The sequence below is a fragment of the Leisingera aquimarina DSM 24565 genome, assembly GCF_000473165.1.
GTDB classification, from domain to species: Bacteria; Pseudomonadota; Alphaproteobacteria; order Rhodobacterales; family Rhodobacteraceae; genus Leisingera; species Leisingera aquimarina.
The window spans coordinates 890503-910109 of record NZ_KI421504.1; the positions used below are offsets into that span (position 1 = coordinate 890503).

15 protein-coding genes and 3 pseudogenes are annotated in these 19607 nt (G+C 60.6%); 9 read left to right on the top strand and 9 right to left on the bottom strand.

Features of this window, described 5'->3' with window-relative positions; genetic code table 11:
• Both AQUI_RS0108320 and AQUI_RS0108325 read left to right on the top strand, forming a co-directional pair.
• Entirely contained in the window at window positions 1-678 is a 678-nt protein-coding gene (locus AQUI_RS0108320) for a FlgD immunoglobulin-like domain containing protein (protein WP_027257106.1), read from the top strand.
• A 130-nt stretch (window positions 679-808) separates the two neighbouring features.
• Window positions 809-1603, top strand: coding sequence for a phosphotransferase (locus AQUI_RS0108325; RefSeq protein ID WP_245596890.1), 795 nt, complete (start codon window positions 809-811; stop codon window positions 1601-1603).
• Here AQUI_RS0108325 and AQUI_RS0108330 read toward each other — a convergent pair.
• From AQUI_RS0108330 to AQUI_RS0108350, 5 genes are all read right to left on the bottom strand, one after another.
• Complete coding sequence (locus AQUI_RS0108330) at window positions 1576-2895, bottom strand: NAD(P)/FAD-dependent oxidoreductase (protein ID WP_027257108.1); 1320 nt, start codon at window positions 2893-2895, stop codon at window positions 1576-1578. The two genes, AQUI_RS0108325 and AQUI_RS0108330, sit on opposite strands and share 28 nt — an antisense overlap.
• Window positions 2895-3710 (bottom strand): ABC transporter permease, encoded by an 816-nt coding sequence (locus AQUI_RS0108335; protein ID WP_027257109.1) that lies wholly within the window; start codon window positions 3708-3710, stop codon window positions 2895-2897. The genes AQUI_RS0108330 and AQUI_RS0108335 overlap by 1 nt, the downstream gene beginning before the upstream one ends.
• The gene (locus AQUI_RS0108340) at window positions 3707-4588 is read right to left on the bottom strand and encodes an ABC transporter permease subunit (RefSeq protein WP_027257110.1); all 882 of its coding nucleotides are present in this window, start codon (window positions 4586-4588) and stop codon (window positions 3707-3709) included. The genes AQUI_RS0108335 and AQUI_RS0108340 overlap by 4 nt, the downstream gene beginning before the upstream one ends.
• Window positions 4588-5715: an ABC transporter ATP-binding protein gene (locus AQUI_RS0108345; RefSeq protein ID WP_027257111.1), complete on the bottom strand. Its 1128-nt coding sequence runs from the start codon at window positions 5713-5715 to the stop codon at window positions 4588-4590. The genes AQUI_RS0108340 and AQUI_RS0108345 overlap by 1 nt, the downstream gene beginning before the upstream one ends.
• 117 nt (window positions 5716-5832) lie before the next feature.
• Window positions 5833-6921 (bottom strand): polyamine ABC transporter substrate-binding protein, encoded by a 1089-nt coding sequence (locus AQUI_RS0108350; protein ID WP_027257112.1) that lies wholly within the window; start codon window positions 6919-6921, stop codon window positions 5833-5835.
• Between the two features lie 142 nt (window positions 6922-7063).
• Between AQUI_RS0108350 and AQUI_RS0108355 the strand changes: the two genes are divergently transcribed.
• The 6 genes and pseudogenes from AQUI_RS0108355 to AQUI_RS0108380 all read left to right on the top strand — a co-directional run.
• Window positions 7064-7750: a GntR family transcriptional regulator gene (locus tag AQUI_RS0108355; protein ID WP_245596892.1), complete on the top strand. Its 687-nt coding sequence runs from the start codon at window positions 7064-7066 to the stop codon at window positions 7748-7750.
• Between the two features lie 66 nt (window positions 7751-7816).
• Window positions 7817-9211: an aspartate aminotransferase family protein gene (locus tag AQUI_RS0108360; RefSeq protein WP_027257114.1), complete on the top strand. Its 1395-nt coding sequence runs from the start codon at window positions 7817-7819 to the stop codon at window positions 9209-9211.
• Between the two features lie 367 nt (window positions 9212-9578).
• Complete coding sequence (locus tag AQUI_RS0108365) at window positions 9579-10679, top strand: ABC transporter ATP-binding protein (RefSeq protein WP_027257115.1); 1101 nt, start codon at window positions 9579-9581, stop codon at window positions 10677-10679.
• Between the two features lie 77 nt (window positions 10680-10756).
• Window positions 10757-11857: an extracellular solute-binding protein gene (locus tag AQUI_RS0108370; protein ID WP_027257116.1), complete on the top strand. Its 1101-nt coding sequence runs from the start codon at window positions 10757-10759 to the stop codon at window positions 11855-11857.
• An 83-nt stretch (window positions 11858-11940) separates the two neighbouring features.
• Entirely contained in the window at window positions 11941-13212 is a 1272-nt protein-coding gene (locus AQUI_RS0108375) for an ABC transporter permease (protein ID WP_027257117.1), read from the top strand.
• A gap of 14 nt (window positions 13213-13226) precedes the next feature.
• Window positions 13227-14072 (top strand): annotated as a pseudogene (locus AQUI_RS0108380) (ABC transporter permease); the annotation flags it as partial.
• A 117-nt stretch (window positions 14073-14189) separates the two neighbouring features.
• Here AQUI_RS0108380 and AQUI_RS0108385 read toward each other — a convergent pair.
• Both AQUI_RS0108385 and AQUI_RS0108390 read right to left on the bottom strand, forming a co-directional pair.
• Window positions 14190-15515, bottom strand: a complete 1326-nt coding sequence (locus AQUI_RS0108385; protein WP_027257119.1) for a lytic murein transglycosylase — start codon at window positions 15513-15515, stop codon at window positions 14190-14192.
• A 70-nt stretch (window positions 15516-15585) separates the two neighbouring features.
• On the bottom strand, window positions 15586-16293 hold the full coding sequence (locus AQUI_RS0108390) for a helix-turn-helix transcriptional regulator (RefSeq protein WP_027257120.1): 708 nt from the start codon (window positions 16291-16293) through the stop codon (window positions 15586-15588).
• A gap of 84 nt (window positions 16294-16377) precedes the next feature.
• Here AQUI_RS0108390 and AQUI_RS27495 point away from each other — a divergent pair, with 84 nt between their 5' ends.
• Window positions 16378-17109: a glutathione S-transferase family protein gene (locus tag AQUI_RS27495; protein ID WP_051371852.1), complete on the top strand. Its 732-nt coding sequence runs from the start codon at window positions 16378-16380 to the stop codon at window positions 17107-17109.
• Window positions 17110-17418: 309 nt separating this feature from the next.
• Here the strand turns inward: AQUI_RS27495 and AQUI_RS27500 are convergent.
• A pseudogene (locus AQUI_RS27500) lies at window positions 17419-18683 on the bottom strand (IS91 family transposase).
• 187 nt (window positions 18684-18870) lie between these two features.
• Window positions 18871-19590: pseudogene (locus AQUI_RS29840) on the bottom strand (tyrosine-type recombinase/integrase); the annotation flags it as partial.
• Window positions 19591-19607: the final 17 nt, after the last annotated feature.

The window sequence follows — 19607 nt, forward strand, 5'->3', positions numbered from 1 at the left end:
ATGACAACAGCAGTTACATCCGCGGGCGCTGCCGCAGGGCAATCCAACCCGCTGACGCCATCGTCGCAGCAGGCTTCAGGCCTGACATCCGATTTCGAAACCTTCGTTAAGATGCTGACCGCGCAGGCAAAGTATCAGGACCCTCTGGAGCCCATTGATTCCACCGAATATGCAGCACAGCTCGCGCAATTCTCGATGGTCGAACAGCAAACCAAGAGCAACAACCTGCTGGAAGGACTGCAATCACAGCTTGGCCTGGCAAATATGGCGGCTCTTTCAGGCTGGGTTGGCATGGAAGCACGGGCCGTGGCTCCTGGTTACTTTGATGGCAGCAATCAAATTACTATTGCGCCCAACCCGGCTGCTGCCGCGGATTCAGTGACGCTGGTCGTGCAGGACTCAAACGGAACCGAAGTGCAGCGCGTCGCCCTGCCGGTCTCCGCAGAGCCTTATCAATGGAACGGTCTGGATGATGACGGCAACCCGCTTGAGGCGGGGGAATACGCCTTTGTTATCGAAAGCAGCAAGGGGGACGAGCTGCTGCTGCAGGAATATGCCGAGATCTATTTCAAGGTGAACGAAACCCGGATGCAGGGTGGCGAAGTGGGATTGATTACCGAAGGCGGCTCCGTGGTCCTGGCCTCCTCGGTGAACGCGCTGCGCGATCCCGAGGCTTGATCCGGTGGTATGCGCAGGCAGAAAAACTGTCTAAGAACAGGGCGGCATAACATCGGAGACCGCCCTGCAACCGCTTCCTGATCAGTTCGAACTCCGCTTTTTTGCGCATCTGTCTGCGTTAGGTCTGCATGTGCCCGCGCCCCGGCGGCTGGCAGGCGGGCGGTCAAATCATGTCTGGCGGGCCGGCGCGCTGGTCATCAAACTTTACTTAACCGAAGGCGCAAACCCGCTGTTTGCCAATGACCCGGACCGCGAGGTCGCTGTGCTGTCGGCACTGTCCGGCACTGGTATGGTTCCGCCGCTGGTCCAGACCGGTGAATTTGAAGGCAGGAAATGGCTGGGTTATGCGCATGTCAACGGCAGCCCCTGGCAGCAGGACACTGGCCATGTGGCGCAGCTTTTGGGGCGATTGCATGATCTGGCGCCCCCGCCGGGCTTGCCTTGCGGCGTGAATGGCAGCGCGGCGCTGGAACAGCAAACCGTTGAAATTCTGAGAAATTGCCGCGATCGCGATCAGTTGGCTGCGCTTCGCCCGTTGGGCCGGGTTCCGCCGTTGCCTCAGCTGGTGCTGATTCATGGTGACCCGGTGCCTGGCAACCTGCTGGCACATGACGGCACGCTGACGTTGATTGATTGGCAATGCCCGCAAATCGGCGATCCGGCAGAGGACCTGGCGCTTTTCCTGTCGCCCGCGATGCAGCTGATGTACCGGGGCGCGGCGCTGTCAAAGGATGAAGAAGACGCCTTTCTGCAAGCTTATCCCGACCCGCGGATTGTCGGGCGGGCCTTGGCGCTGAAGCCTTGGTTCCATTGGCGCATGGCAGCCTATTGCCAGTGGCGGGCCGAACGCGGAGGCGCGCAGGACTTGCAGGCCTCGGGATTGGAGCGCGCGGCGCTTCAGTCCATCAGGCCAAGAACTGCATAAGCCGGAGGCATCAGCATCCGGCGGGCGCGGCCAAAAGGAAAGCGTGCCATTTTCTGCACCATCGGAGCGTAGGGCAACTTGGGGGCGGCCCCCTGTACCAGATCGCTCAGGAGCCGTCCGGCATAGCTGCCCATTGCCACGCCATTGCCGTGATAGCACAGCCCTGCAAGCATGCCGGGGTGCTCCGGCACAGGGCCAATGAAGGGGACTAGGTTGCGCGAGAGGCAAACCATGCCTGACCAGCAATGCGTGGTTTCCACATCATGCCAGGCTGGGAACATCGCCTCAAAGTCCTGCCGCAGTTTACGGCGAATACCTGCTTCAGCCCGGGGGGAAGCCAGCAGCCCGCCGCGCATTCCGAACAGAAACCGGTTGTCCGGCATCAGCCTGAAGTAATGCAGCAGGTTGCGGGTGTCATAGGCCATCTGATGCGAGAACCAGCCTTGGGCGTCCAGTTCCGCCCGGGTTAGCGGCCGGGTCACCATGATGGTGGATTGTGCAGGCATGTACCGCCCTGCGAGCCAGCCGGGCAGGTCCTCGGCGGAATAGCCATTGGTCGCGAGGACAACTTTGGATGCCCTCACAACCCCTTGGATAGTCTCTATTACATAGCCCCTGCCTGCCTGCTGTAGCGACTGCGCCGCGCTGCGTTGGTATACTCGGGCACCGGCATCTTGCGCGGCTTTGGATAGGCCGAACAGGTATTTGCGCGGATTGAGCGCAAACCCCACCGGTGTTGTCAGCGCCGCATGGAAGCTGCCATTCAGCCCTTTCTCCGCGAGCTGATCGCGGGTCAGAAATTCCGGTTCCTCTCCCGCCTGACGCAGTGCATCCGCTTCTGCTTGCAGGCGGCGCACTGCCTTTTCGTTGTGCGCCAGCTGGGTTTCGCCATGTGAATGAATGTCGGCATCGATGCCATGGGTCTGCAGCAGGCCGCGAACCAGGTGCACCGCGGCTTCCTCGCTGGCATGATACGTATCAGCCGCAGATTTGCCAAAGACCCGCCGCATCGTGCCGCCTGAAAGCTTTGAGCCGCCCAAACAGCAGAAACCGCCATTGCGCCCTGATGCGCCCCAACCCGGCGTTTCTGCCTCCAATACCACAACGGACACGCCGCTTTCTGCCAGATGCAGCGCGGCTGAAATGCCAGTGAACCCGCCGCCGATGACGGCGACATCGGCGGAAACTTCGCCCTGCAGCACCGGCCAGTCCGGTGCTGCGATGGTTTCGTCCCACCAGCAGTTCGTGCGGGGGCCGGAACCGTAGGCGTAATCGGAAAAAATCCGGCGCATCAGGTGCGCTCCGCGGCCTGTTCCTCCCGCTTCTGGCGGGTCATCTGATGTTTGGTCACCAGCGAGGCAGTGATGACTCCAACGGTCACAATGCTGATCATGATCGTCGACAGCGCGTTGATTTCGGGGCTGACGCCCAGGCGCACGGCGGAGAAGATCTTGATCGGCAGGGTGGTGGCCGAGGGGCCGGAGGTGAAGGAGGCAATCACCAGATCATCCAGAGACAAAGTAAAGGCCAAGAGCCAGCCGGATATCACCGCGGGTGCGATGATCGGCAGGGTCACCAGCCGGAACGCCTCTGCCGGGGAGCAGCCCAAATCCAGCGCGGCTTCCTCCAGCGACCGGTCGAATGTCACCAACCTCGAAGACACCACCACCGAGACATAGCACATGGAAAACGTGGTATGCGCCAAGACGATGGTCAGCACCCCGCGGTCCAGTCCGATGCCGATGAACAAAAGGAGCAGCGACAGGCCGGTGATCACCTCGGGCATCACCAGCGGTGCATAGATCATGCCCGAAAAGAGGGTCCGCCCCATGAACCGCCCGCCGCGCACCATTACATAGGCGGCGATTGTGCCCAGCACCGTGGCGATGGTGGAGGAGAAGACCGCGACCTTGATAGTAACCCAAGCGGCATTCAAAAACGCCTCGTTCTGCATCAGCTCGCCGTACCACTTGGTCGAAAACCCGGCCCAGACAGTCACCAGCTTGCTTTCGTTGAAACTGAAGATGATCAGGATCACCATTGGGATGTAAAGGAATGCAAAGCCAAGGGTCAGCGATACGGCATTAAACCAGCTCATACGGTTCATTGCTCTGCCTCCTGCTGTTTCTGCTGGTTGCGCTGGAACAGCACAATCGGGATGACGAGAAGGAGCAGCAGAACCACCGCCACCGCGGATGCCACCGGCCAGTCGCGATTGGAGAAAAACTCCTCCCACAGCACCTTGCCGATCATCAGTGTGTCTGATCCGCCCAGCAGTGAGGGAATGACAAATTCACCCAGCACCGGGATGAAGACCAGGAAGCTGCCGGCAATGATGCCGGTTTTCGACAAGGGAATTGTCACCAGCCAGAACGCAGACAGCCGCGAACAGCCCAGATCCTCGGCCGCTTCAATCAACGATCCGTCCAGCCGTTCCAGTGCCGAATAGACCGGCAGGATCATGAACGGCAAATAGGTGTAGACGATGCCGATATAGACGGCAGTATTGGTGTTGAGGATCGTGAGCGGTTCGGAAATCAGCCCGGTCCACAGGAGGAACTGGTTGAGGAACCCTTCGTTCGACAGGATCCCCATCCACGCATAAACGCGGATCAGGAACGACGTCCAGAACGGCAGGATCACCAGCATCATCAAGGTGGGCCGCCACTCCGCTGGCGCGCGTGCCATGGCGTAGGCGATCGGGTAACCTGCCAGCAGGGTGAAAAAAGTTGAGATTACCGCGATCTTCAGGGAGCTGAGGTAGGCCTTCCAGTACAGGTCATCTTCGGTCAGCCAGATGAAATTTTCAAAGTCCAATGCGTCGATCAGAGCTCCGATACCGGTTTCCGGATCAAACTGCGGCACATAGGGTGGGATCGAAATCGCGTAATCCGACAGCGAGATTTTCAGGACGATGGCAAAGGGCACCAGGAACAGCGCCAATAGCCAGGCATAGGGGATGGCAATCAGGACAAAGCTGCGCATCAGTTTGCCAGCAGAACGCCTGCCGTGGCGGTCCATGACAGCCAGACAGTGTCTTCCCAGGTGTAGGCGCGCCGGGCAATACGGCGGGTGTTGGCGGTCTGGGCCTTGATCATAGTGCCGGTCGGAAGTTCCACATGGTAGGTGGATAGATTGCCCAGATAGGCGATATCAAGGATCCGGCCCTGCACGGCATTGTCCGCCTGTTCGGGTTTTTCGGTGCTGATCGAGACTTTTTCCGGCCGAATTGCCAGCTGACAATTTTGCCCGTCGGAAAGCGGATTGGGGGACTGCACAGTCAGCGGTGCGTGGCCTTCGTGCCAGGACAATGCGTAGGTATCGCTGCCATTGGGTTTGGCGGTGCCGGCGATCAGGTTTACATCGCCAATGAAATCAGCCACATAGACGGAATTCGGATTTTCATAAATCCGGTCCGGCGTGGCCACCTGGATGATCTTGCCGTGATCCATCACCGCCACGCGGGAGGCCACAGTCATCGCCTCCTCCTGGTCGTGAGTCACGATCACAAATGTGGTGCCGGTCTTCTCCTGAATATCCATCAGTTCAAATTGGGTTTCCTGGCGCAGCTTCTTGTCGAGCGCGCCCAGCGGTTCATCGAGCAGCAGAAGTTTCGGATGTTTCGCCAGCGACCGCGCCAGGGCGACCCGTTGCCGCTGGCCGCCGGAAATCTGATGTGGCTTGCGGCGGGCAAATTTCTCCAGGCGAGTCAGCCGCAGCATCTCGTCAACCCGGTCGTTGATGTCGTGCTTGGGCATCTTTTCGCGCTTCAGGCCAAAGGCGATGTTTTCCCAGACCGACAGATGCGGGAACAGCGCGTAGGACTGGAACATCATGTTCACGGCGCGTTTGTTCGGCGGCACCGGCGCAATATCCTGCCCGGCAAGACGGATGGTGCCCTCAGATGGGGTTTCAAACCCGGCCAGCATCCGCATCAGCGTGGTCTTGCCGCAACCCGAAGGACCAAGCAGCGCATAAAACTCTTTTTCGTAGATACCGATGGTCAGATCGTCGATGGCGGTGAACTCGCCATAGCGTTTGGTGACGTTCTGGAAGTGGATCAAGGGCTTTGCCTCGGGATCGTTCCAGGGTTCGAATTCGGAAGCAGTCAAGCCGGGCCTCTTCTGCGAAGTATCGCGCGAATGTCTCGGATGGCCGCGCATGGGGCAACCCAGGCGCGTCAGGAAATGCGGGGCGGCGGATGCGCCCCGCGGGTCAGGTCCGGCTGATCAGGTGCCGGATTTGACCTTGGTCCACATGCGAGTGGCCTTGCGCTGTACTTTCGGCGGGTAGCCTTCCTTGATGTACAGATTCTTGACGGTTTCTGCACCGGGGTAGATCGCGGGATCGCCGATCACATCTTCTTCCAGGAATTCCTGCGAGGCCTTGTTGCCGTTGGCGTAGTAGACATAGTTGGACGCCGCCGCCATGTTGTGCGCGTCCATGATGAAATTCAGGAATTTATGGGCGCCATCGGGGTTCGGTGCATCGACCGGAATGGCCATCTGGTCGAACCACATCAGCGCGCCTTCCTTGGGGGCGTTGAACTCGATCTCAACGTTGTTATTCGCCTCGGCTGCGCGGTCGCGCGCCTGCAGAATATCGCCGGACCAGCCGAATGCCACGCAGATATCGCCGTTGGCCAGGGCATTGATGTACTCTGAACTGTGGAACTTGGTGATATAGGGGCGCACGCCCAGCAGCACCGGTTCGGCCTTGGCGACCACATCGGCATCCATGCTGTTGGGGTCTTCGCCGATGTATTTCAGCGCCGCCGGGATCATTTCATCCGGCGCATCCAGGAAATGCACGCCGCAGCTGGCCAGCTTTTCCATGTTCACCGGGTTGAACACCAGCTCCAGCGAGTCGATCGGGGCATCCTCTCCCAGCACTTCTTTCACCTTGCCGACGTTCACGCCGATGCCGGTGGTGCCCCACATATAGTTGATGGAATACTCATTGCCGGGGTCATATAGGGCGGTGCGTTCCTCGATCGCGTCCCACATGTTGCCTGAATTGGCCAGTTTCGACGGATCCAGTTTTTGGAAGGCACCGGCCTGGATCTGGCGCGCCATGAAGGAACCGGTCGGCACCACAACGTCATAGCCCGACCCGCCGGCCAGCATCTTGGTCTCCAGAACCTCGTTGCTGTCGAAGACGTCATAGATCAGGTCGATGCCGGTTTCAGCTTCGAATTTCTCCAGCAGACCTTCGTCGATATAGTCCGACCAATTGTAGACGCGCACCTCTTCCGCAGTAGCGGCGGCGGCCGTGCCAAGGGCAACGACGGCGGTCATGGTCATCGTTTTCAGTGTCATGAATTTCTCCCTGTGCATGCCGGCTTCCGGGTCCGGCTGTGAAGGGATTTGATCAAGTTTTGTCGCGTTCGGCAATACTCTTTATGTTTTCACTTGGCTCCGGATGGTGCAAGCTGGCCAAAACCGAGGAGGAAAACCCCAGGTGACCGAGAGCACTTCACCACCCGTTGCGGCGCATGAGAGCCCTGCAAAACTGCCCGCGCACGAGATCGTCTATCAGACGCTCAGGTCGCAGATTCTGTTCGGCGAACTGGTGCCCGGGCAGGCGGTGACGATCCAGGGGCTGGTGGAAACGCTGGGGGCCGGCATGACACCGGTCCGCGAGGCAATCAGGCGGCTGATTTCAGACGGGGCGCTGGTGTTCCAGGGCAACCGCCGCGTATCGGTGCCCTTGTTGGGTCCCGGTGATCTGGAAGAGCTTATTTTTGCTAGAAAAACAATAGAGTGCGAGCTTGCGCGCCGGGCGACAATGCGCATTGCCGCGACGGGCATCGCGCAGTTAGTGATGATCGACACTGCGCTGGACAAGGCCATATCGACAGGCGATGTGGCGGGGTATCTGGTGCAAAACTACAGCTTTCACACCGCGCTTTACTCCCATGCGGACGCCCCCATTCTCAGCGACATTGCCGACCGGTTGTGGCTGCGCTTCGGCCCCTCGTTGCGGGTGGTCAGCGGGCGGCTTGGCACCCAAAGCTTTCCGGACCGCCATAAGGACATCCTCGACGCGCTGCGGCGGCAGGACGCGGAAATGGCCGCTTTGGCGATGGAACGGGACGTCTGCGAGGGCATGGAGCATGTGGTTCAGGGGCTGCAGGCCGCTAACTGATTCGATTGACACCTGAGAATTTGATCATATTCTGGTGTCAATCAGTCATTCTCAGGAGCGAGTCCCATGACCGTTATCACCAACCACATGCCGACGGCCGAGCTGCAGGCGCTGGACGCCGCCCATCACATGCATCCGTTCACTGCCAATGGCGAACTGTCGCAGAAGGGTGCGCGCATCATTACCCGCGCAGACGGCGTGCATCTGACCGACAGCGAGGGCAACCGGATCCTTGACGCCATGGCTGGCCTGTGGTGCGTCAATATCGGCTATGGCCGCGATGAGCTGGCCGAGGTTGCCGCCCGCCAGATGCGCGAGCTGCCCTATTACAACACCTTTTTCCAGACCACCCATGTGCCGGCCATCGCGCTGGCAGCCAAGATTGCCGAACTGGCGCCGGGTGATCTGAACAATGTGTTCTTTGCCGGCTCCGGTTCCGAGGCCAATGACACCAACATCCGCATGGTGCGCCACTACTGGGCGCTGAAGGGCAAGCCGACGAAATCCGTCATCATCAGCCGCAAAAATGCTTATCACGGTTCCTCAGTCGGCAGTGGTTCTTTGGGCGGGATGAGCGGTATGCACGCCCAGGGCGGCCTGCCGATCCCGGATATCCACCATATCAACCAGCCGCATTGGTGGGCCGAAGGCGGCGACATGCCGGAGGAGGAATTCGGGTTGCAGCGCGCGCGCGAGCTGGAGGAGGCGATTCTGGAGTTGGGCGAAGACCGCGTTGCCGCCTTTATTGCCGAGCCGGTGCAGGGTGCCGGCGGGGTGATTGTGCCGCCGGACAGCTACTGGCCGGAAATCCAGCGCATCTGCGACAAATATGAAATCCTGCTGATCGCGGACGAGGTAATCTGCGGATTCGGGCGCACCGGAAACTGGTTTGGCAGTGAGACCCTGAACATCCGCCCGGACATCATGACGATCGCCAAGGGGCTTAGCTCCGGGTACGCGCCGATTGGCGGCTCGATTGTCAGCGACGAAGTTGCCTCGGTGATTGCGGGGGATGAGTTCAACCACGGCTACACTTATTCCGGCCATCCGGTGGCGGCGGCTGTCGCGTTGGAAAATCTGCGCATCATGGAGGAGGAGAACATCCTCGGCCATGTGCGCGATGTGGCCGCGCCGTACCTCAAAGAAAAATGGGAAGCGCTGGCGGATCATCCGCTGGTGGGAGAGGCCAGGATCGCCGGCATGATGGGCTCAATCGCGCTGACCCCGAACAAGGAGACCCGCGCGGGTTTTGCCGCGGAGGCGGGTACTGTCGGCTATATCTGCCGCGAGCGCTGCTTTGCCAACAACCTGGTGATGCGTCATGTCGGGGACCGGATGATCATTTCGCCGCCGCTTGTGATCACGCCCGCGGAAATCGACGTTCTGATCGAACGCGCCTCCAAATCCCTGGATGAATGCTATGCGGAACTGAAGGCGCAGGACTTGCTGCACAGCGCCTGATTCCCCTCCCGGGCACCGCAATGGTGCCAGTTCCCACCGCGACTCATCACGGCCCGGCAACAGTGTTGCCGGGCTATTTTCTTCGGTAGGGGGATTGAAAAGGTCGTTTTTAGGCTGGTGTTTTGCAGGACGTGGCGCAAAATGTCCGAGCTGCGTCGCAAAAAGTCCGATGTTGCATGCCGGAACAGGACTAGGGTTCCCTAAGGATGTTCATTTCCTCTTGGGGAGCGGCCTAAGTACGAATTTCGTACACTCGCCATGGAAAGAATATTTTTTTCATACCTAGCGCTTGATAGCTTCGGTGTGATTAACTTCGAATAAGTGCAGAGCAAATCTGCCAGAATGACAAAACTACGGGGAGCCTGCTTTGGCTGATGCGTCAAACGTCGATGCGTTCGTTGAATTCGAACGCGTCCAAAAGAGCTATGATGGCGAAAATCTCGTTGTCAAAGACCTCAACCTCACCATGCCCAAGGGCGAGTTTCTGACAATGCTTGGCCCGTCCGGTTCGGGCAAGACAACTTGCCTGATGATGCTGGCAGGATTTGAAACCGCCACTCATGGCGATATTCGCCTGGGCGGAACATCAATCAACAACATCCCGCCGCACAAGCGGGGCATCGGCATGGTGTTCCAGAACTATGCGCTGTTTCCTCATATGACGATTGCGGAAAACCTCTCGTTCCCGCTGGAAGTCCGCAAGATGGGCAAATCCGAGCGCGAAGCCAAGGTGAAGCGCGCGCTGGACATGGTCGAAATGGGTGCCTTTGGCGGCCGCCGCCCGTCGCAGCTTTCAGGCGGTCAGCAACAGCGTGTCGCCCTGGCCCGTGCGCTGGTGTTTGAACCGGAACTGGTTCTGATGGACGAGCCGCTGGGCGCGCTTGATAAGCAGCTGCGCGAAAAGATGCAGTTCGAAATCACCCATCTGGCACACAGCCTGGGCATCACCGTGGTCTACGTGACCCACGACCAGACCGAAGCGCTGACAATGTCGGACCGTGTCGCCGTGTTCGACGATGGCCGGATCCAGCAGATCGCGCCGCCGGACCAGCTGTATGAAAGCCCGGACAACAGCTTTGTTGCCCAGTTCATTGGTGAAAACAACACGCTGGAAGGCACCGTCAAAGAAATCAACAACGGTATTGCCCTGGTGCAGCTTGATGATGGCGAGCTTATTGACTGCAAGCCAGTCAACGTGTCCCGGCCTGGCGAGCGCACCCGCGTGTCGATCCGCCCCGAACGGGTGGAATACAACAAGGAACGCCTGCAGGAGGGTGTTCATACGCTTAAGGCGGAAGTGCTGGAGTTCATCTATATGGGCGACATCTTCCGCACCCGTCTGCGGGTGGCCGGAAATGATGAGTTTATCATCAAGACCCGGAACGCCCCGGACCAAGTCCGTCTTCAGCCCGGTCAGCAGATTGAAATCGGCTGGCTGCCGGAAGACTGCCGCGCGCTGGACGCCTGATCCGCACGCGCAAACCCCCGGCGGACGAACGACCGGGGGAACTCACATCTGTGAATTTCAACAAGGAGAGACTCTCTATGAAACTCAGCAAACTGTCTGCACTGGCGGTGACCACTGCGCTTTGCGCCCCTTCGGCCTTTGCCGAAGAAATGGCCAATGAGCTGACACTGGTATCCTGGGGCGGTGCCTATCAGGCCAGCCAGCAAAAAGCCTATGTGGAACCCTATCTGGCCGCCAACCCCGGCGTTAAGGTGATCTGGGACGAAAGCTCGGCTGAAGCTGTGGCCAAGATCCGCGCCATGAACGAAGCCGGCAATGTGACCTGGGACTTGGTGGACGCTGTGGCCTCTGACTCCATGCGCCTGTGCGACGAAGGCCTGGCCGAAGAAATCAACCATGACGAAGATCTGGCAGCAGCGCCCGATGGCTCCTCGGCCTCCGAAGATTTCGGTGACCTGATTGTCAGCGACTGCTTTGTGCCGCAGATCGTCTATTCGACGACATTCGGCTACCGCACCGACTTGATCGACAAGCCGGAAACTGTCTGCGCAATCTTTGATACCGAAAAGTACCCGGGCAAGCGCTCGCTGCAGAAGCGCCCGATCGACAACATGGAATGGTCGCTTTACTGCGATGGCGTCGCCAAGGATGAAATCTACGACGTTCTGGGTACCGACGAAGGTGTGGAGCGTGCGTTGGCCAAGCTCGACACCATCAAGGACCAGGTGGTCTGGTGGACTGCTGGTGCGGAAACTCCGCAGCTGCTGGCCGACGGCGAAGTTGTCATGGGCTCAACCTTCAACGGCCGCCTGTTCTCGGCAATTGCTGAACAGGGTCAGCCGATCGGCATGCTTTGGGACATGCAGTCCTTTGACCTGGATGGCTGGGTTGTTCCGGCTGGACTGCCTGCAGACCGCAAGGCGCGCGTGATGGACTTCCTGAAGTTCGCCACCGATACGCAGCGCCTGGCCGATCAGGCCGCCTACATCTCCTATGGTCCGGCCCGTGCTTCCTCGGCGCCGCTGGTTGGCAAGCACGCTGAACTGGGTATCGACATGGCCCCGCATATGCCGACTGACCCGGCCAATGCAGGCAACGTCCATGTTTATGACTACGAATGGTGGGCAGACAACCGCGATGACCTGAACGGCAAGTTCCAGGCGTGGCTGGCCAAGTAATCTGACCGTATCCGAGATACTGCAGGGGGCCTGAACGAAACAGGCCCCCTGCCCAAAAAATAAAAGACCCGACGGGGAACCCAATGAGTGATATTACCCAATCCGGCCCGGTGCTGGCGGCCGACGGCAGGCCGCTGAAGCGCAGCCTGGCGCGTGCACTGCGCATGCAGAAGCTGCGCGCACTGCTGCTGATCGCGCCGCTCTTGCTGTTCATCCTTGTGACTTTCATCCTCCCGGTTGCGGACATGCTGTTCCGTTCGGTCGAGAACCGGATCGTCCAGGATACACTGCCCCGCACGGTTGAAGTTCTGGCAGACTGGGACCCTGCATCGGGCCAACTGCCGGAGGAGGCAGCTTTTGCCGCTCTGGCCGCCGACCTTAAAGAGGCGGCAAACGTTAAGACCCACACCAAGGTTGCCAAGCGTCTGAACTATGAAAATCCGGGTCTCTCGTCTGTGTTCCGGAAGTCCGGCCGCAAGGTCAAGAACTGGGATATCGCAAACGACGGCCCCTTCCGCGAAAAACTTATCGAACTTAACGACGGCTGGGGTGATGTCGAGCTTTGGCGGACGATCAAGACCTACTCCGGCACTTTCACATCCGGCTATTTCCTGAATGCGGTCGATATGCGATTGGGGGCTGAAGGCCCTGAGGTTCGTCCCGAGAATGAGCGCATCTACAACACTATGCTGATCCGGACCATGCGGATGTCCCTGATCATCACCTTCAGCTGCATCATGTTGGGTTATCCGGTTGCCTGGATCCTGGCGAACCTCCCCACACGCCAGGCAAACTTGCTGATGATTCTGGTCTTGCTGCCGTTCTGGACATCGCTCCTGGTGCGGACCTCTGCCTGGAAAATCCTGCTGCAACAGCAGGGTGTTATCAACGATACGCTGGTCTGGATCGGTCTGGTGGATGATGCCAACCGATTGGTTCTTATCAACAATGAGCTGGGCACCATTATTGCGATGACCCACATCCTGCTGCCGTTTATGATCCTGCCGATGTATTCGGTGATGCAGACCATCAACCCGTCTTACTTGCGCGCCGCCAAATCCCTCGGGGCAACCGACTGGACTGCGTTCTGGCGCGTCTACTTCCCACAGACCGTGCCGGGCATCGGCGCCGGATCGATCCTCGTGTTCATCCTGGCTGTTGGCTACTACATCACTCCGGCCCTGGTCGGCGGCACCAAAGGCACCTTTATTTCGAACCTGATCGCCTACCACATCTCGACTTCGGGCAACTGGGGTTTGGGCGCGGCACTGGGCGCAATCCTTCTGGCGGTCGTTCTGGCCCTCTACTGGGTCTACGACAAGATCGTCGGCATCGATAACGTGAAGCTGGGGTAACGGACATGAGCGCACTTCCTCCTTATGCAACCACCGGCCAGCGTGCCTGGTACTATTCCTTCCGGGTCATCTGCGGATTGGTGTTCTTTTTCCTGATCGCGCCGATCGTGGTGATCATCCCGCTCAGCTTTAATGCGCAGGACTTCTTCACCTTCACGCCGGAGATGCTGCGGCTGGATCCCGAAGGCTATTCGCTGAAGCACTACCGCGACTTCTTCAGCAACGACTCCTGGCAGTCTGCGATGTGGAATTCGCTGAAGATCGCGCCGATGGCGACCATTGTTTCGGTGACCTTCGGCACGCTCGCCGCCATCGGCCTCAGCCAGCCGCATGTGCCGTTCCGCCGGGCGATCATGGCGATCCTGATCTCGCCCATGATCGTGCCGCTGATCATCTCCGCGGCGGGCATGTACTTCTTCTACAGCCGTATTGGCCTGCAGGGGACCTACGTTGGTGTGGTGCTCGCCCATGCGGCACTGGGCATCCCGTTTGTGATCATCACGGTGACCGCAACCCTGGTCGGCTTTGACCGTTCCCTGACCCGCGCCGCTGCCAATATGGGTGCGGATCCGGTAACCACCTTCTTCAGGGTGCAAATGCCGTTGATCCTGCCAGGGGTGATTTCGGGCGGCCTGTTCGCCTTCATCACTTCCTTCGACGAAGTGGTTGTTGTGCTCTTTGTCGGCTCGGCGGGGCAGAAAACGCTGCCCTGGCAGATGTTCATCGGCTTGCGTGAGCAGATCTCGCCGACCATCCTGGCTGTGGCAACTCTGCTGGTGGCGATCTCCATTATGCTGCTGGCAACGGTGGAAATGCTGCGCCGCCGCTCCGAGCGTTTGCGGGGCATGTCGCCCAGCTGATCAGGACACGAAAAAAATACAAAAAGGGCCCCGATCCGGGGCCTTTTTTTCTTCTTCTTTCTGGAAGCACCGCGGGAGAAAGGGCCGTAAGATCAAGAGGCTCCCTTCAAGGTTTGGTCACCGAAGTTTTTGCAACAGATGCAGGGATGCATAGCCGTCCGGCGTCAAACCTTTGGCGACCTGATAGTCGCGCACGGCGCCGATGGTCTTTGGGCCGATCTTGCCATCAATGCCCTCAGTGTCAAAACCCGCATGGGTAAGCCGTTGCTGCATCTCTTCCCGCTCGGACAGGGTCAGCGCCCGGTCGCTGCGCGGCCAGCTGCCCTGGATCGGCGCGCCGCCCTTGATCCGGTCAGCCAGATGACCGACACCGATCACATAGGCATCTGCGGTGTTGTAGCGTTCCAGGACGGCGAAATTCCCAAAAATCATAAAGGCCGCTCCGGCACTGCCCGCGGGCAACAGGATTGAAGAAGGGCCGTGATCGGCAACCGGGCGCCCGTCCAGGCCCTTGATGCCTAGAGCAGCCCAGTCTGACGCCGGCTTTTCGATCTCCCGGTCTGCCAGAGTGTAGTCAAACCCTTCGGGCAGGGACACTTCCACGCCCCAAGGCTGCCCCTTCACCCAGCCGAATTTCTTGAGGTAAGCCGCGGTCGACGCCAGCGCATCAGCCGGATTGTCCGACCAGATATCGCGCTTGCCGTCGCCGGTGAAATCCACTGCATAATCCAGATAGGAAGTCGGGATGAACTGGGTGTGTCCCATCGCACCAGCCCAGCTGCCGGTCATCTTGCGGGCGGCAACATCGCCGGCTTGAAGGATTTTCAGCGCGGCCACCAGCTGCCCCTCGAAAAACGCACCGCGGCGCCCGTCAAAGGCCAGTGTTGCCAAAGAACGGATCACATCCATCTTGCCGCGGAAAGTGCCATAGCTGCTTTCCAGCCCCCAGACCGCCACCACGATCTCTTTCTCGACGCCAAAGGTTGCTTCGATTTGATCCAGCCGGGCGCGCTGTGCCTGCAGCGCCGCCTTGCCGTTCTTCACCCGCAGCTCAGAGGCGGCACTGTCCAGATAGTCCCAGATCGTCTTGGTGAATTCCGATTGGTTGCGGTCCCGGCGGATCACCTCAGAATCATAACTGACCCCGGCAAAGGCGCTTTCCAGCACCGGTGCGCTGACGCCCTGCGCTATGGCACGGTTGCGGAACGCTTTGATCCAGCCTTGGAAATTCAGATCAGCAGCGGCAGGCCCAGGCTCTTGGACGGCGGCCGCAGGCCGAGCTGCGGGTCTCATGGCTGTGGCTGCGGCCAATTGAATAGCTTCACCCTGCACCTCTTGTTCAAGAAGCCCTGGCCGCTGGGCGGGCCTCAGGGAACTGTCCGGTGCGGCCTCTGCCGCCATGGCGCCGCCTGCCACCAGGGACGCTGCAACCCATTTGCGCATGATGCACCTCATTTTCACTGCTCATCACCAGTCTAGCGGCGGCGCCGCCTGGGTAAAGAGGTCAGTCATTTCATGTGCGGCGGGCCGCCTGCCGGTGTTCCTGGCGGAACTGCTCCAGCGCGTCCCGCAGCATCGGCACCCGGTGCGGGCGGAAGCTTTGCCCTGTGACCAACAGAGCCTGCATCCGGTCCAGCCGGAACACGCGTATCGCCTCGCGCAGGCAGCACCAGGCAATCAGCACGGTCGAGCGGTCGAAGTAGACCACGCTCAGCGGCTTCACCTGCCGCTCGGTCACCGCACCATGCCCATCGGTGTAGCCAAAGCGGACTTCCACTTCGTCCCAAGTTGCTTGCCGCAATTCCTGCGCCGAAATCGCGGGCGCGATGGGCCGGTCGAACCGGTAGGGTGCCAGCACCGCGTGGCGCAGCCGGTGGGCCTGCCGCGGCGGCAGCCGGGCTTGCAGTTTGCGCAATGCTTCCGAGGCCGCGGTGGCCAGCTCGGGATCGCCGATCTGTTCAACTTCGCGCAGCCCGAGGACCAGCGCCTCCAGCTCGGTGTCGCGGAATCCCATCGGCGGCAGCGCATTGTCCTCGATCAGGGTAAACCCATAACCCGCTTCGCCGTCGATCACCGCCCCCATTTCGCGCAGCGTGGCAATATCACGGTGAATGCTGCGTGCAGATACTCCCAATTCCTCGCCCAGCCTTGCCGCGGTATGCGGACCGGGTCCCAGGCGCAGGGCCTGCATCAGCTGAAAGAGGCGGTGGGTTCTGGACATGGCCTATTCTCTCTACGCCTGATGACAGTTTTTGTCACCATGCGGATCTAGGATGCCAGCAACCCGAGATGACAGGAGCCCGGAATGCTGACCCTTTTGACCTACCCCCGCAATGGCACCGTTTTCAGCCTCAGCCCGTTTTGCGTCAAGGCAGCCTTGCTGCTGGCCTTCTCCGGCCAAAGCTGGATCCGTGAAGACCTGAACGATCCCCGCAAGATGCCGCATCGCAAGCTGCCGGTGCTGCGCACGCCAGCCGGGCTGGTCCCGGACAGCAATGCAATCCGCGCCTGGCTGGAGCAGCAGGGGGCTGACTTTGATACCGCCCTTGGCACACGGGACCGGGCCCAGGCGCAGATGCTGATCCGCATGGCAGAAGACACGCTCTATTTCCACGTGGTGCGCGACCGCTGGGACAATGATGCGGTCTGGCCCACGATCCGTGACAGTTACTTTCATGAAATCCCTGCGCTGATCCGCCGCCCGGTGACTGGCGCAATCCGCCGCTCGGTGCACCACGGCCTGATGTTTCAAGGCACCGCGCGTTTCAATGAGACTGAAAGGAACCAGCGTCTGGACCAGGATCTGCGGGCCCTCGCCGATTTGCTGAAAGGGCAGGATTTCCTTTTTGGCGCCCAGATCTCCAGTGCCGATTTCAGTGTGGCCTCTATGTTGCAGGCGATGGGGACAACACCTGTCCGCACCGTGTTGGTCAGCCGCATCCTCGACGATACGGTACTGCAGCCCTATGTTGATCGTGTGTTTGAGACGGTGCCGTTGCTGCAGGTTTCTCGGGCGCCACGCGCGACGTTTGAGTGATGCGCGGCCTTGCCTGGCGTCGGAGAAGCGCGCAAGCGGGAAATCGCAGTGCTGGAATTGGGCAGGCCAGCTGGCTCCATGGGGGTTTGAAGCGGTTGATTGCCTTGGTTCTTGTTCTGCAGGTTGGGCCAACTGCGCTCGTTGCAGGCAGCTTCGGCACGGATTTTGTGAGCTTTGAGGGGCATGCGCCGCCTCTCGCGGGGCTCGGCAACCTTCGCACCTCTCCTATCCGGGCTGCAGGCATGCCGGATTGGCCGCAAGCGGTATCGCGAGCAGCGGCAATTGGACTTCCGGTCTTTGGCGCGCGTGTCATGCGGCAGCCCTCGCTGTTCCTGGCGGCGCCCTGGGGCGCCGTTCTGGCGCCATGGTTTCGGCGATGATCAACCGCCCGCCGCAGCAGGGGCATGGCAGCGCGAGGACGCGGGCGGGTGCCTCGGCCTCACCGGCCGTGCCGTCGCGCGCGAGACCCGGATCTGACTGCCCGGCCCCGAGCCGTTCCCGGATCCTGGCGGTATTGGCGGCACGGTTGCCATTCCCGAAGAAGCCGTAGTGGCGGATGCGATGCCGCCCCTTGGGCAGGACATGGATCAGGAACCGGCGGATGAACTCGCCGGCCTTCAGGGTCATGCTGGTTTGCCGCCCGGGGCCGTGGACGCGGTAATCCTTGACGCGGAAAGTGAGGCCCCGGCCGTCCATGCGGATCAGGCGGCTGTTGGAGATCGCGGCACGGTGGGTGTAGCGCGACAGGTATGCCAGCACGGCCCTGGGTCCGGCGAAGGGTTCCTTGGCATACACAACCCAATCGATCCTGCGCAGCGGTTGCAGGAAAGCGTCGAAGGCCGCGCGATCCGCAAGCCCGCCGAGGATGAAGCGGCGGTAGAGGCGTGACAGCACCCGGACGGAGAGGAAGAAGTTCCCGCGGCAGGCGATCCAACCGGTGCCATCCGCAGACAGGCCGCCGTCCCACTGCCTGGCAGGCGATTGCGCAGCAATCTGCCGAGAGGGGGGGGCACGATCATGTGGACATGCGGGTGGTGCGTCATCGCCGAGCCCGTCGTGTCGAAGACGCGCTTCCGGCACGATGTGTGCAGGACGGATGTGAGGCCGGCCCGGGCGCCAAGGTGCTTGGGGCCGGCGGCGATCCGGATCACCGTGTCCGCGCTTGATCGCATCAGCAGATTGCAGATCTCCCGCGTTCGCCAATGTCTCTCGGACCATTGGCGTTCCATTGGCTCACTCTGCCGGGCGATGCCGGCGATTGGCTTCGGCAGCGCGAAGACCAGGTGGAAATACCGCACGGGCAGCAGCTCGGCCTCGCGCGCCGCCAGCCAGGCCTTGGCCGCACCCGCCTGGCATTTGGGACAGTGCCTGTTCCGGCACGAATTGTAGGCGATGTGTTTATGCCCGCAGTCTTCACATCGCGCGGCATGACCGCCGAGCGCCACCGTGCGGCAGCGCTCGATGGCGCTCATCACCTTCAACTGATCGAGGCTGATATGGCCCGCATTGGCCGCCCGCCAGGCAGCACCATGCATGCGGAAGATATCCGCGACGTCCAAATGTGATGGGGGCAAGGCGCGCTATGACGCGCATTTCTTGCCCTTCTTGTGCTTGGCCGGCCTCAAATCGTCCAGCAGATGCGTCGCAAAGGAATGGCGCAACGTGTGCAGCGTCACCGGCTTGGTAATCCCTGCGGCCCCCGGCCGCCTGCTTGAACAGCCGCGAAATCTGGCGGGCCGAGAGGTGTTTGCCGCGATAGCCGGGGAAGAGAACCCGCTCGGGTCCGGGCACGCCCGTGTTCTGGCTCGCGGGGCGTTCGGTCCACCACTCGCGCAACAAACCCAGAATGTCCCCGGGCAGCATCATGTTGCGGTCCTTGCGGCCCTTGGCCTGCACAATGCGGATGATCTTCTGTTCCCCGCCGTGTCGAAGACGCGCCTCCGGCACGCTGTCGCCGACCTTCAGCCGGACGGCCTCGCCCGCGCGCATGCCGCAGCCATAGGCGAGCGACAGCATTACGCGCGCCTTCAGGCCGGGGGCCATGGCGAGGATGCGCCTGACCTCGTTGCGGCTCAGCACAAGCGGCACTTTCACCGGTTCCTTCAGGCGGAAAACCTCGGCTGCCAGATCATGCCGCCGCAGGGTGACCCGGAACAGAAACTTCACCCCGGTCATGGTTTGGCTGCGGGTGCAGATACTCGTCCCGCTCTCGATCAGATGCTGCTGGAAGTGCTTCACGTCATCCGGTGAGACTGTCTCCAGAGATCGCCCGAGCCAGGAGGCAAACCGCTTGCAGGCCCGCAGGCGGCTGGTCGGCGATGCCGGTCCGAGATTGCGTGCCGGCATATCCGCGATCATGCGCGCCCGAAGGGATGCCGCCGGTGCAGGAGGCTGCTTGGTCATGGCAAAACCCTCTGTCAACCGAGGCAAAATCACCTCGGCCAACAGCACACACCCGACATCGAAAACCGCGAAACACATCCCGGTTCAGTCCAACA